Source organism: Actinomycetospora sp., assembly GCF_055612215.1.
The window spans coordinates 1-12,539 of sequence record NZ_JBVPVA010000489.1 but is presented as its reverse complement, the minus strand read 5'-3'; the positions used below and the strand labels follow the sequence as shown (position 1 = coordinate 12,539).

At 73.9% G+C, this 12,539-nt stretch carries 10 protein-coding genes; 7 read left to right on the top strand and 3 right to left on the bottom strand.

What is annotated here, in order from left to right:
- The first annotated feature begins 166 nt into the window (after nucleotides 1–166).
- Entirely contained in the window at nucleotides 167–898 is a 732-nt protein-coding gene (locus tag AC0CYZ_RS13745; protein ID WP_472216198.1) for a DUF4190 domain-containing protein, read from the top strand.
- A gap of 66 nt (nucleotides 899–964) precedes the next feature.
- Here the strand turns inward: AC0CYZ_RS13745 and AC0CYZ_RS13740 are convergent, their stop codons facing one another.
- On the bottom strand, nucleotides 965–1,255 hold the full coding sequence (locus tag AC0CYZ_RS13740) for a hypothetical protein (RefSeq protein WP_472216196.1): 291 nt from the start codon (nucleotides 1,253–1,255) through the stop codon (nucleotides 965–967).
- A gap of 242 nt (nucleotides 1,256–1,497) precedes the next feature.
- Here AC0CYZ_RS13740 and AC0CYZ_RS13735 point away from each other — a divergent pair, with 242 nt between their 5' ends.
- Entirely contained in the window at nucleotides 1,498–2,463 is a 966-nt protein-coding gene (locus tag AC0CYZ_RS13735) for an alpha/beta hydrolase (protein ID WP_472216194.1), read from the top strand.
- A gap of 51 nt (nucleotides 2,464–2,514) precedes the next feature.
- Here AC0CYZ_RS13735 and panB read toward each other — a convergent pair whose 3' ends face one another.
- Nucleotides 2,515–3,348, bottom strand: coding sequence for a 3-methyl-2-oxobutanoate hydroxymethyltransferase (gene panB, locus AC0CYZ_RS13730; RefSeq protein ID WP_472216192.1), 834 nt, complete (start codon nucleotides 3,346–3,348; stop codon nucleotides 2,515–2,517).
- Nucleotides 3,349–3,687: 339 nt separating this feature from the next.
- On the opposite strand from panB, the gene AC0CYZ_RS13725 reads away from it, so the two are divergent.
- From AC0CYZ_RS13725 to AC0CYZ_RS13710, 4 genes are all read left to right on the top strand, one after another.
- Nucleotides 3,688–5,247 (top strand): alpha/beta hydrolase, encoded by a 1,560-nt coding sequence (locus tag AC0CYZ_RS13725; RefSeq protein ID WP_472216200.1) that lies wholly within the window; start codon nucleotides 3,688–3,690, stop codon nucleotides 5,245–5,247.
- Nucleotides 5,248–5,324: 77 nt separating this feature from the next.
- Nucleotides 5,325–6,668: a glutamine synthetase family protein gene (locus AC0CYZ_RS13720; RefSeq protein WP_472216190.1), complete on the top strand. Its 1,344-nt coding sequence runs from the start codon at nucleotides 5,325–5,327 to the stop codon at nucleotides 6,666–6,668.
- Between the two features lie 54 nt (nucleotides 6,669–6,722).
- The gene (locus tag AC0CYZ_RS13715) at nucleotides 6,723–9,767 is read left to right on the top strand and encodes a bifunctional [glutamine synthetase] adenylyltransferase/[glutamine synthetase]-adenylyl-L-tyrosine phosphorylase (RefSeq protein WP_472216188.1); all 3,045 of its coding nucleotides are present in this window, start codon (nucleotides 6,723–6,725) and stop codon (nucleotides 9,765–9,767) included.
- Between the two features lie 119 nt (nucleotides 9,768–9,886).
- Nucleotides 9,887–10,207, top strand: coding sequence for a hypothetical protein (locus tag AC0CYZ_RS13710; RefSeq protein WP_472216186.1), 321 nt, complete (start codon nucleotides 9,887–9,889; stop codon nucleotides 10,205–10,207).
- 59 nt (nucleotides 10,208–10,266) lie between these two features.
- Here the strand turns inward: AC0CYZ_RS13710 and glnA are convergent, their stop codons facing one another.
- A complete protein-coding gene (gene glnA, locus AC0CYZ_RS13705) occupies nucleotides 10,267–11,688 on the bottom strand; it encodes a type I glutamate--ammonia ligase (protein ID WP_472216184.1) in 1,422 nt (473 codons plus the stop codon).
- A gap of 256 nt (nucleotides 11,689–11,944) precedes the next feature.
- On the opposite strand from glnA, the gene AC0CYZ_RS13700 reads away from it, so the two are divergent.
- The gene (locus tag AC0CYZ_RS13700; RefSeq protein ID WP_472216182.1) at nucleotides 11,945–12,484 is read left to right on the top strand and encodes an RDD family protein; all 540 of its coding nucleotides are present in this window, start codon (nucleotides 11,945–11,947) and stop codon (nucleotides 12,482–12,484) included.
- Nucleotides 12,485–12,539: the final 55 nt, after the last annotated feature.

Sequence of the window (12,539 nt, the reverse complement as noted above, 5' to 3'; positions counted from 1 at the left end):
GGCGCTCGGCGGCGACCACTGGCCGGAACGGCGGCCCGGCCCGATTCGCGTCGTTGGGCGGTCGGTGTCGCCGATGCGTGCAAAGATGCCCCGTCACACGGGTGGCCTCGATCCGCCGCCCAGGACGAGGGACGGTCGCGCGGCGGCCCGGGTTGGGGTGGACCAGATGAGTGAGCCGGATCGCGAGCCGCGGGACGGGGACCCGTTCGCGAGGCCCCAGGGCGAGCAGGCCGGGTCGTCCGGCGCCGAGCAGGACTCCGGGCGCGAGCAGGGGCTGGGCCAGCCGCCCACCACCGCCCATCCCGGTGACGGGTCCGGCTCGTCCGGATCGTCGGGGTACGACCCGGGGCCCCAGTCCGGTGGGTACAGCCAGCAGGGGTACGGCCAGCCGGGCTACGAGCAGTCCGGCTACGGCCAGCAGGGATATGGCCAGCCGGGCTACGAGCAGACCGGCTACGGCCAGCCGGGCTACGGGCAGCAACCGGGCTACGGACAGCCGGGCTACGGACAGCCCGAGTACGGGCAGACCGGCGGCTACTCCCAGCCCGGCTACCCGCAGTCGGGCTACGGGCAGCCCGCGTACGGGCAGCCCGGGTACCCGCAGTCCGCGTCGTACGGCTATCCCGGCTCCGGCACCGGGCCGACCAACGGCCTCGCGATCGTGTCTCTGGTGCTCTCGCTGCTCGGGCTGTTCTTCTACATCACCGCGATCGGCGGCGTGATCTGCGGACACATCGCGCGCCGCCAGATCCGGGAGGGGCACGAGACGGGCGACGGGCTGGCGCTCGCGGGCCTGATCGTCGGCTACATCGTGCTCGCGCTGGGCGTGGTCTTCATCGTCTTCATCGTGGTCGCGATCATCGGCGCCGCCGCCTCGTCGGGCGTGAACACCTACTGACCCCGCACACCACCGCCCCCGGCTCCACGAGGAACCGGGGGCGGTGGTGTGTCCGGGTCGGCCGACTCAGCGGCGGCCGAGGCGCAGCTGGTGACGCTGCTCGGCACGCAGCTGGTAGATCACCGTCGGGAGCACGACGAGGGCCACGAACGGCAGGCCCACCATCGGCATCACGAACAGGCCGACCAGGCCCAGCAGCATGACGACGAGGGCGGTCACCGGCGAGGCGGCCATCTCGCGCACGCGGACGAGCCGCGCCGGGACCGGGCGGGCGGTCGTGCTCGACTGGTCGGCACGCAGGTCCGTGAGAGCGATGCGGGGGAGGGTCGGGGTGTTGTGGGGCCAGGGCAGTGCCATCGGGAGCGCGGGTCCTTCTGAGTCGGGAGCGGGCCGGGCGGCCGGGGGAAGTGCACCGGACTCGTTCGTGATCGATCGAGCCCGGCATGGAGTCAGACGTGTCGTCCCGGACCCGGTTGCCCCCGGCGCAGGTGTCGATTCGGCAACGGCGCGGGGAGCACAACGGTCGCGCACAGTGTGCGGCCTCGTCCCCCGGATGGCCCAGCACTCGGTCGGGTGGTGTCGGCCCGTACGGTCCGGACGTGACCACTCCGACCCCTGACGTGACCGGTGACGACGCCGCCCCGCACGGTCCCGACGCCGAGGTCGCGGCCCTGCTCGCCCGCCTGCGGGAACGGGGTGAGCCCGCCATGTTCGCCGGCACCGACTCCGCCGCGGGGGTCGCCGCGGCGCGGGCCCGCTACGCCGCCCTGATGGCCGAGACCGTCCGCCCCGTCGACCGGGCGCCGGAGGTCGTCACCGACGGCCCCGTGCCGCTGCGGGTGCACCGCCCGGCCGGGGAGGAGTCCGGGGCGGTCGTGGTCTCCGTCCACGGAGGCGGGTGGGTCCTCGGCGGTGGCGACGTCTACGACCCGGTCAACCAGCGCCTCGCCGACGACACCCGCGCGGTGGTCGTCGCCGTCGACCACCGGCTCGCCCCCGAGAACCCGTTCCCCGCCCCGTACGACGACGTCCTCGCCGCGGTGGCGTGGACGGTCGAGCACGCGGGCCGCTGGGACGCCGACCCCGCCCGCCTCGGGCTCGTGGGGGACAGCGCCGGGGCGAACCTCGTCGCCGGCGCCGCCCTCGCGCGTCGTGACGCGGGCGCCCCGGCCGCCGTGACCCTGCTCGTCTACCCGCCGCCGGACTTCGAGGGCCGTTACCCCTCGGTCCGCGAGAACGGCGAGGGCTTCTTCCTCACCGCCGCCGACGTCGTGGCCTGCAGCCGGCTCTACCTCGGCGGGACCTCACCGCGCGGCGAGCCGCGGCTCTCCCCGCTGCGGGCCGGGCTCGCCGGGCTCGGCCCCACGATCGTCGCCACCGCGGGGTTCGACCCGCTGCGCGACGCCGGGCACGCCTTCGCGGGCGCGCTCGCCGCCGCCGGGGTCGACGTGCGCCGCCGCGAGCACCCGGCGCTCGTGCACGGCTTCCTCGGGTTCACCGGGGTCTCCCGGGCCTGCGACGCGGCGGTGGCGGCCCTGCACCGGGAGGTGGCTGCCGCCCTGTGAGCACTTTCCGGTGCGATGACACCGGAAAGTGCTCACGAGCGCGCAGCGCACCTACTCGAACGAATGCTCCGCCGTCGGGTACACCCCGTCGCGGACCTCGCGCCCGAACTCCTCGGCCGCGGCGCCCAGCGTCCCGGCGAGGTCGGCGTAGCGCTTGACGAACCGCGGCACGCGCCCGGTGTTCAGCCCGGCCATGTCCGGCCACACGAGCACCTGCGCGTCGGTGTCCGGGCCGGCGCCGATCCCGATGGTGGGCACCCGCAGCTCGGCGGTCACCCGCTTCGCGACGTCGGCGGGCACCATCTCGAGCACGACGGCGAAGGCGCCCGCGGCCTGGACCGCCAATGCGTCCTCGATCAGCTTCTCGGCGCCCGCGCCCCGGCCCTGCACGCGGAACCCGCCGAGGGCGTGCTCGCTCTGCGGGGTGAAGCCGAGGTGCGCCATGACCGGGATGCCGGCGTCCGAGAGCGCCCGGATCTGGCCCGCGTACTGTGCGCCGCCCTCGAGCTTGACCGCGGCCGCGCCGCCCTCCTTGAAGAAGCGCACGGCGGTCTCGAGGGCCTGCGTCGGGGAGGCCTGGTAGGAGCCGAAGGGCAGGTCGGCGACGACGAGGGCCCGGGAGGTCCCGCGCACGACGGCCTTCGTCAGCATCAGCAGCTCGTCGACCGACACCGGGACGGTCGAGTCGTAGCCGAGCACGTTGTTCGCGGCGGAGTCCCCGACCAGCAGCACGGGGATCCCGGCACCGTCGAAGATCCGCGCAGTGGGGAAGTCGTAGGCGGTGAGCATCGGCCAGCGCTCACCCGCGTCCTTCCACTGCTGCAGGTGGTGGATGCGGACGCGCTTGGGGGTGCGCGCGGTCGCCTGCGGTTCGGGTGACGTCATCGTCTCCGTCCTCCTGCCTCGAGGCCCGCGGTGCGGGTCCCCGGGCGTGCCGAGGGTCGTGGTCGAACGCTGCCGAGCCTGGCACCGCGCACAGCGACCGGGGGCCGGGTGGGACGAGCTTCACAAGCCGCCCTCCCACGACGGCGGGCGTGGCGCCCGACCGGGGGCCGACGTGGCGCCCACGCGGCGGTTGCGAGGATGGCCCGCGTGAGGCGACGGGGCGCACGGACCTACGGTGGGCACGACGACGGCTCCGGCGCCGCGGTCCCCGGCCCGGTCGCACCGCGCGCCGGGGTGGCCCGGACGGTGCGCCGGCTCGTCGTCGCGGCCGCGATCCTCGTGACCGCGGCCGGGTGCGCGCCGGCCGCGCCCGACCGCACGGCTTCGTCGTCGTCGGCCCCCACCGCCGGCAGCGCCGCCCCGGCGGCCGGCGCCGTCCCGCCGGGTCTCGAGCGGTTCTACGCGCAGCGCCCGGCGTGGGGCTCGTGCCTGCCCTTCGCCACCACCGACGACCAGCGCCAGTACTACGCCCAGCCCGGCCTGCAGTGCGCGAAGCTCGAGGTGCCGGTCGACTACGCGAACCCCCAGGGCCCGACGGCGCAGCTCGCCGTCTCCCGGCTCCGGGCGAGCGACCCGGCGCGGCGCATCGGATCGCTGCTGGTCAACCCGGGTGGGCCCGGCGCCTCGGGCGTCGAGATCGCGTCGCAGCTCGGGATCCTGATGAAGAACACCGAAGTGGCGCGGCGCTTCGACCTCGTCGGGTTCGACCCGCGTGGGATCGGCGCGAGCACCCCGACGATCCACTGCCTGACCGCTGCGGAGCAGGACCAGCAGCGGGGCACCGACATCCTCGACCCGTCCCCGGCCGGCGTCGCCCGCGCCGAGGCGGCGGCCCGGCAGACCGCCGACGGCTGCGCGCAGAAGACCGGGGTCGCCCTGCTCGCGAACGTCGGCACCCGCGACGTCGCCCGGGACATGGACGTGCTGCGCGGCGTCGTCGGGGACGAGCAGCTGTCCTACCTCGGCTACTCCTACGGCACGCGGATCGGCTCCACCTACGCCGAGGAGTTCCCCCGCAACGTCCGCGCGATGGTCCTCGACGGTGCGGTGGACCCCGACCAGGATCCGACCGAGGCACTGATCGACCAGGGCCGTGGGTTCCAGGGGGTGTTCGAGGCGTTCGCGAAGGACTGCGCCACGAAGCCGGGCTGCCCCCTGGGGAACGACCCGGGGCAGGCCACCGCGCGCTTCCAGGCGCTGTCCCGGCCGCTGCTCGCGGCGCCGGTCCGGCTCCCCGACGGGCGTCAGCTCTCCTACGGCGACGCGCAGCAGGGCACCATCCAGGCGCTCTACGCGACGTCACTCTGGCCGGAGCTGCGCCAGGGCCTCACCGAGCTCGCCCAGGGCAGCGGCCAGACGCTCATGGGGCTCGCCGACGAGTACTACGACCGCGCCCCGAACGGCACCTACTCTCCGCAGCAGGACGCGTTCAACGCCGTGCGCTGCGTCGACGACCCCCGCGTCACCGACCGCGCCCAGTCGCTCGAGCGCGCGCAGCGCTACGACGAGGCCGCCCCGTTCCTCGACTCCGGCCGCGGGCCGAGCCCTGCGCTCGACGCGTGCGCGTTCTGGCCGACGCCGGTGACCGGGGGCCCGCACGTGCCCCAGGCGCCCGGGCTGGCCCCGCCGCTCGTCGTGTCCACCACCGACGACCCGGCGACGCCCTACCAGGCCGGGGTCAACCTCGCGAAGGACCTGAACGGCTCGCTGCTGACCAAGGTCGGGGACCAGCACACGGCCTCGTTCCAGGGCTTCCCGTGCGTCGACGCGATCGTCACCCGCTACCTCGTCGACGGCACCCCGGCTCCGCCGAACGCGCGCTGCCCGGAGAAGGGCTGAGCGATCGCCCCGAAAGGGCGGCAGGGTAGGACCCCCCTGTGACGTCCTTGTAACACGGTCTCCTTAGGGTCGCGGACATGGATCGGCAGCAGGAGTTCGTCCTGCGGACGCTCGACGAGCGCGACATCCGCTTCGTGCGGCTCTGGTTCACCGACGTCCTCGGGTACCTCAAGTCGGTCGCCATCGCGCCGGCCGAGCTCGAGGGCGCGTTCGCCGAGGGCATCGGGTTCGACGGGTCGTCGATCGAGGGCTTCAGCCGCGTCTACGAGTCGGACATGGTCGCGAAGCCGGACCCGTCGACGTTCCAGGTCCTGCCCTGGGAGGACGGCGAGGGCGACCACTACTCGGCGCGGATGCTCTGCGACATCACGATGCCCGACGGCTCGCCGTCGTGGGCCGACCCGCGCCACGTCCTGCGCCGGGCGCTCTCCCGGGCGGCCGAGGCGGGCTTCACCTGCTACGTGCACCCGGAGATCGAGTTCTACCTGCTGCGGGGCCTGCCCGACGACGGGACCCCGCCGGTGCCGGCGGACACCGGTGGCTACTTCGACCAGGCCAGCCACGACGTGGCCCCGCACTTCCGGCGGCGCTGCATCGAGGCGCTCGAGGCGATGGGGATCTCCGTCGAGTTCTCCCACCACGAGGGCGGCCCGGGCCAGCAGGAGATCGACCTGCGCTACGCCGACGCGCTGAGCATGGCGGACAACATCATGACGTTCCGCTACCTCGTGAAGGAGGTGGCGATCACGCAGGGCGTGCGGGCCTCGTTCATGCCCAAGCCGTTCACCGAGCACCCCGGCTCGGCGATGCACACCCACGTCAGCCTCTTCGAGGGCGACCAGAACGCCTTCCACGACGCCGCCGAGCCCTTCGAGCTCTCCAAGACCGGCAAGGCGTTCGTCGCGGGCGTGCTGCGCCACGCGCGTGAGATGTCCGCGGTGACCAACCAGTTCGTGAACTCCTACAAGCGCCTGGTGGTCGGCGGCGAGGCCCCGACCGCGGTGTGCTGGGGCCACGCCAACCGCTCCGCGCTGGTCCGGGTGCCGATGTACTCGCCGGGCAAGGCGTCCTCGCGGCGGGTCGAGGTGCGCTCCCTGGACTCGGCCGCCAACCCCTACCTCGCCTACGCCGTCATCCTCGGCGCCGGGCTCAAGGGCATCGCCGAGGGCTACGAGCTGCCGCCGGCCGCGGAGGACAACGTCTGGTCGCTCACCGAGGGGGAGCGGCGCGCCATGGGCTACCAGACGCTGCCGCAGAACCTCGACGGCGCGCTGCAGAGCTTCGAGCAGTCGGACCTCATGGCCGAGATCCTCGGCGAGCACGTGTTCGACTTCTTCCTGCGCAACAAGCGCACGGAGTGGGACAACTACCGCCGCAACGTGACCCCCTACGAGCTGGCGTCGTACCTGCCGATCCTCTGATGTGAACGATTCCGGTCGCCCCGGCGACCACGTCCGTTCACATAGGCTCGACTCGTGAACGCCCCCGCGCGCGACCGCCGTCCCGCTCGCGCCCCGGCCCGTCTCGGCCTGACCGATCCCGACGCGGGCCGTCGGCTGGCCGACCTCGGCTGGTGGGACGGCGACGACCCGGTGGCCGAGGCGGCGCTCGTCGTGTGGGCCCTGGCGCGGGCCGCGGACCCGGACCTCGCGCTCGCCGCCGTCGAGCGGCTGCGCGAGTCCCTCGGCGAGCAGGGCTGGGGTGAGCTGGACGCGACGCTGCGGAACGACCAGGGCCTGCGGGGGCGGCTGTTCGGGGTCCTCGGCGGGTCGACGGCGCTGGGGGACCACCTGGTCTCCCAGCCCGAGCGGTGGCGGGCGCTGCGGACCACCAGCGCCCCGGGCCGGGTCTTCGACGACTCGTGGCTGCCGAGCGCCGACGACCGCCGGCGCTTCCACCTCCAGGCGGTGGGGGCGGATCCGGACGCCGAGGCACCGGTCGGGACGCTCACCGGGCAGCAGGCCGTCGAGGCGCTGCGGCTGCGCTGGCGCGACGACGTCCTTCTGCTGGCGGCCGCCGACCTGCAGGCGGTGTGCGAGCCGGAGCTGCCGATCGTGTCCGTCGAGGTGGTGTCCGCCCAGCTCGCCGACGTCGCCGCGGCCGGGCTGGAGGCCGCGCTCGCCGTCGCCCGCGCCCAGGTGGGGCCCGAGCGCGCCGGGGACCACCGCCTCGCCGTCATCGGCATGGGCAAGTGCGGCGGGCGCGAGCTGAACTACGTCTCGGACATCGACGTCATCTTCGTCGCCGACGGTGCCGTGGACTCCGCGGGCCGGGTGGCGGCGACGATGATGCGGGTCGCCACCGAGGCGTTCCTCGAGGTCGACGCGAACCTGCGGCCCGAGGGCAGGTCCGGGCAGCTCGTGCGCACCCTCGAGGCCCACGTGGCCTACTACCAGCGGTGGGCGCGGACCTGGGAGTTCCAGGCGCTCCTCAAGGCCCGGCCGGTGGCGGGGGACCTCGCGCTCGGGCAGGAGTACTGCGAGGCGCTGGCGCCGATGGTGTGGAGCGCCGCGGAGCGCGAGGACTTCGTCGCCGACGTGCGCGCCATGCGCCGCCGCGTCGAGGACCACATCCGGCACGACCACGCCGACCGCGAGCTCAAGCTCGGCCGCGGCGGGCTGCGCGACGTGGAGTTCGCGGTCCAGCTCCTCCAGCTCGTGCACGGCCGCGGGGACGAGACGCTGCGCGGGCAGAACACCCTCGAGACCCTCGCGGCGCTCGGCGAGGGCGGGTACGTGGGCCGCGACGACGCCGCGAACCTCGCCGCGTCCTACCGCTTCCTGCGGATGCTCGAGCACCGGGTGCAGCTGCAGAAGCTGCGCCGCACCCACCTGTTCCCCTCCGACGAGGACACCGCGGGGCTGCGCTGGCTCGCGCGCGCGGCGAAGCTGCGTCCCGACGGGCGCCGCGACGCCGTCGGGGTGCTGCAGGCGGAGCTCTCCCGGAACACGGTGCGCGTCCGGCGCCTGCACGAGAAGCTCTTCTACCGGCCGCTGCTGGAGTCGGTGGCGCGCGTCCCGGGCGAGCAGCTCGTGCTCACCGAGTCCTCGGCCACCAAGCGGCTCGCGGCCCTGGGGTGGAGCTCGCCGTCGGGGGCGCTCAAGCACGTCGCCGCGCTGACCTCCGGGACGAGCCGCGCAGCGCGGATCCAGCGGGCCCTCATGCCGGTGCTGCTCGACCGGCTGGGCAACACCGCCGACCCCGACCACGGGCTGCTCGCGTACCGCAAGGTCTCCGAGGCGCTGGCGTCGACGCCGTGGTTCCTCGCGCTGCTGCGCGACGAGGGCCTCGCCGCCGACCGGCTGTGCTACGTCCTGGGCACGTCCCGGTGGGTCGCCGAGATGATGCCGCGCTCGCCGGAGGTGCTGCGGCTCCTCGCGGGCGACGGTCCCTCGGCCGACCTGACCGCGCGCGACCCGGCGGAGGTCGCGCGCTCGCTGCGCGCCGCGGTCGCCCGCCACACCGACCCGCGCTCCGCGGGCAACGTGGCCCGCTCACTGCGGCGGGTGGAGCTGCTGCGGGTCGCGTGCGCCGATCTGCTCGGGCTCACCGACGTGGCCGCCGTGTGCGCCGCGCTGTCGAGCGTCTGGGCGGCGGTGCTGGAGGCCGCCCTCGAGGTCGCCGAACGTGCGGAGGCCGGCGACGGACCCCCGCCCGCACGGATCGCGATCATCGGGATGGGCCGGCTGGGCGGCGCGGAGCTGGGCTACGGGTCCGACGCCGACGTGGTCGCGGTGTGCGAGCCCGCCGAGGGCGTCTCCGACCAGGACGCGACGACGTACGCGCGCGGCGTGATCGAGGCGGTGACCGGGGCGCTGGGAGCGCCGAGCCCGGACCCGCCGCTCGAGGTCGACACCAAGCTGCGACCCGAGGGGCGCAGCGGCCCGCTGGTGCGCACGCTGTCCTCGTACGAGGACTACCTGCGGCGCTGGGCGGCGACCTGGGAGCGCCAGGCCCTCCTGCGGGCGCGGCCGGTCGCCGGCGACGCCGGGCTGGGGGAGCGGTTCGTCGAGATGATCGCGCCCTACCGCTACCCCGCGGACGGCCTGCCGGAGTCGGCGGCCACGGAGATCCGGCGGATGAAGGCCCGTGTCGACGCCGAGCGCCTCCCGCGGGGCGCCGACCGGGCGCTGCACACGAAGCTCGGGACCGGCGGGCTCGCCGACGTCGAGTGGACCGTGCAGCTCCTGCAGCTCCAGCACGCGGGGCGGCTGCCGGCGCTGCGCACGACCTCGACGCTGGCGGCCCTGGACGCGCTGCGCGACGCCGGGCTGCTCTCCGCCGAGGGGGCGGAGGCGCTGGCGGCCGGGTGGACGACGGCGACCCGGGTGCGCGGCGTGGCGACGCTGGTGCGCGGCAAGCCCACCGACCAGCTGCCGCGCTCCGGGCGGGAGCTGGCCGCGATCGCCTCGGTGCTCGGCTACCCCGAGGACGACCCGGGGGCCTGCATCGACGACTACCGGCGGGTCACGCGGCACGCCCGCGCGGTGGTGGACGAAGCCTTCTCGGCGGTGGACTGAGACGGTCCGTCAGCGGGCGAGGCGCGGCCCACCGACAGCGTCGTCGTGGGCACGGACACGCGAACGGGACGGCCCCGTCGGCTGGCGTCCGGCGGGGGCGACCCGTCATCATCGAACACGTGTTCGATGAGCGAGGTCCGGCGCAGCGCCGGAACGAGCGCTCGGGCGCCCTGCAGCGCACCGAGGTCCGCCGGGTCTGGGTGGACCTCGCCGTCGCGTATCCGCGCCCGCCGGGCCGGCCCCCGCGGGCGGTCCCGGAGGGCGTGGACCTGCAGAGCCGGGTGCCCGGCGAGCTGCTCGGCTGGCGGCGCACGACGACGGGGGAGTGGGTCGGCTGGGTGTGCGTACCGATCAGCCAGGGCGAGGAGGTCCGCTACGTCTACCAGTACGTGGCGGCCGCGGCCCTGTCCCCGCGCGAGGACCTGCGCGACCGGAGGTAGACGCACGACGGCCCGGCCACCCCTCGGGGTGACCGGGCCGTCGTGTCAGCCGCCGGCGATCAGCAGTTGAAGTACAGCTCGAACTCGTAGGGGTGCGGGCGCAGCCGCAGGCCCGTGATGTCGTCGCGCTTGAGCTCGACCCACTTCTCGATCAGGTCCGAGGTGAACACGCCGCCCTCGAGCAGGTAGTCGTGGTCCTCCTCGAGGTTGTTGATCGCGATCTCGAGACCGGCCGGCACCTGCGCGATGTTGGCGGCCTCCTCGGGCGGGAGCTCGTAGAGGTCCTTGTCGACCGGCGTCGGCGGCTCGATCTTGTTCCGGATCCCGTCCAGGCCGGCCATCATCATGGCGGCGAAGGCGAGGTACGGGTTGCCCGACGAGTCGGGGCAGCGGAACTCGAGGCGCTTGGCCTTCGGGTTGTCGCCGGTGATCGGGATGCGCACGCAGGCCGAGCGGTTCCGGTTGGAGTACACGAGGTTGATCGGGGCCTCGAAGCCGGGGACCAGGCGGTGGTACGAGTTGATCGTCGGGTTCGTGAACGCGACGAGGCTCGGGGCGTGGTGCAGGATGCCGCCGATGTAGTGGCGGCCCATGTCCGAGAGGCCCGCGTAGCCGTTGGCGTCGTAGAACAGCGGCTCGCCGCCCTTGAACAGCGACTGGTGGCAGTGCATGCCCGAGCCGTTGTCGCCGGCGATCGGCTTCGGCATGAAGGTGACGGTCTTGCCCGCCTGCCACGCCGTGTTCTTGACGATGTACTTGAACAGCTGCAGGTCGTCCGCGGCGTGCAGCAGCGTGTTGAACTTGTAGTTGATCTCGGCCTGGCCGCCGGTGCCGACCTCGTGGTGCAGCTTCTCCAGCTCGAAGCCGGAGTTGATGAGGTTGGTGCCGATCGCGGCGCGGAGGTCCGAGGTCTGGTCGGTCGGCTCGACGGGGAAGTACCCGCCCTTCATGGCGATCTTGTTGCCCTTGTTGCCACCGACCTCGTCAGCGCCGGTGCGCCAGGCACCCTCGATCGCGTCGACCTCGTAGAAGGTGCCGTTGGGCTTCGAGTCGTAGCGCACCGAGTCGAAGATGTAGAACTCGGCCTCGGGACCGAAGAAGCACGTGTCGGCCACGTCGACGGTCGACAGGAAGTTCTCCGCCTTGCGGGCCACGTTGCGCGGGTCGCGGCTGTAGGCCTCGAGCGTCAGCGGGTCGTGGACGAAGAAGTTCATGTTCAGGGTCTTCTGCGCCCGGAACGGGTCGATCCGCGAGGTCGCCGGGTCGGGCAGCAGCGTCATGTCCGACTCGTTGATGCTCTGGAAGCCGGTGATCGACGAGCCGTCGAAGGCCAGTCCGTCGGTGAACACGTCCTCGTCGAGCTCCGACGCCGGCACCGTGAAGTGCTGCATCTGGCCAGGCAGGTCGCAGAACCGGACGTCGACGTACTTCACCCCCTCGTCGGAGATGTACTTGAAGACCTCGTCCTGGTTGTTGAACACCCTCGCTGGCTCCTTCTCTGGCACTGTCGTCGCGACGAGCGACCCCGCCCGGTCCGGGGTCGGTCACCGCTTCGGGTGACCCCGGACGCTAAGCGGGCCGCGTTACTCGCTCGTCGCACCGGTGTTTCGCAGCAGTTAACGGGCTCGCATCACAGTTACCGCGGTGTGTTCCGTCGTCCACGGCCGGGTCGCGGACGAGCCGATCGGCACCGTTGCCGTGGCGCATCCCGGCGCTGCGGGACCGTAGCCTGTCAGAGTGTCGTGGATTCGTGAATGGCTCACCGACGAGGGGCCTGATCGGGCGGCAGGAGGCCGCCCGGAACGTCCCGCACGTCCGGAACGGGCCGCCACGCCGACACGTCGCGTACCCGACGCTGGGCCGAACGGGCCCCGGACCACGCCCGACGACGAGGGGTACCCGGGCCGCGATCTCGGACTGCCCGAGGAGGGGCCCGGCTCGGTCGCCCCACCGCTGCCGCGCGCGGGCCAGTTCCTGCTCGACCTGCTCATCGGCGGCCTCGTCGCCTCGGCCATCAGCTTCCCGGCACCGGCCTACCTCAGCCTCGCGGTGTGGGCCGTGCTCGTGACCCTGCCCGTGGCGGTCTTCGGCCAGACGCCGGCGATGGTCCTGACGGGGCTGCGCGCGGTGCGCGTGGACGGCGACGGCCGCGTCGGGGTGTGGGCCCTGGCCCGCACGGTCTCGCTGTTCTTCGTCGTCCCGGCGCTGATCATGGACCGGGACGGACGGGGGCTGCACGACCGCGTGAGCCGCACCGTCGTGCTCCGCGCCCGCTGACGTGCCCCGGGTGCCGCGCTGGTGCCCCGGCGGCGCGTCGTGATCAGGGGCGCAC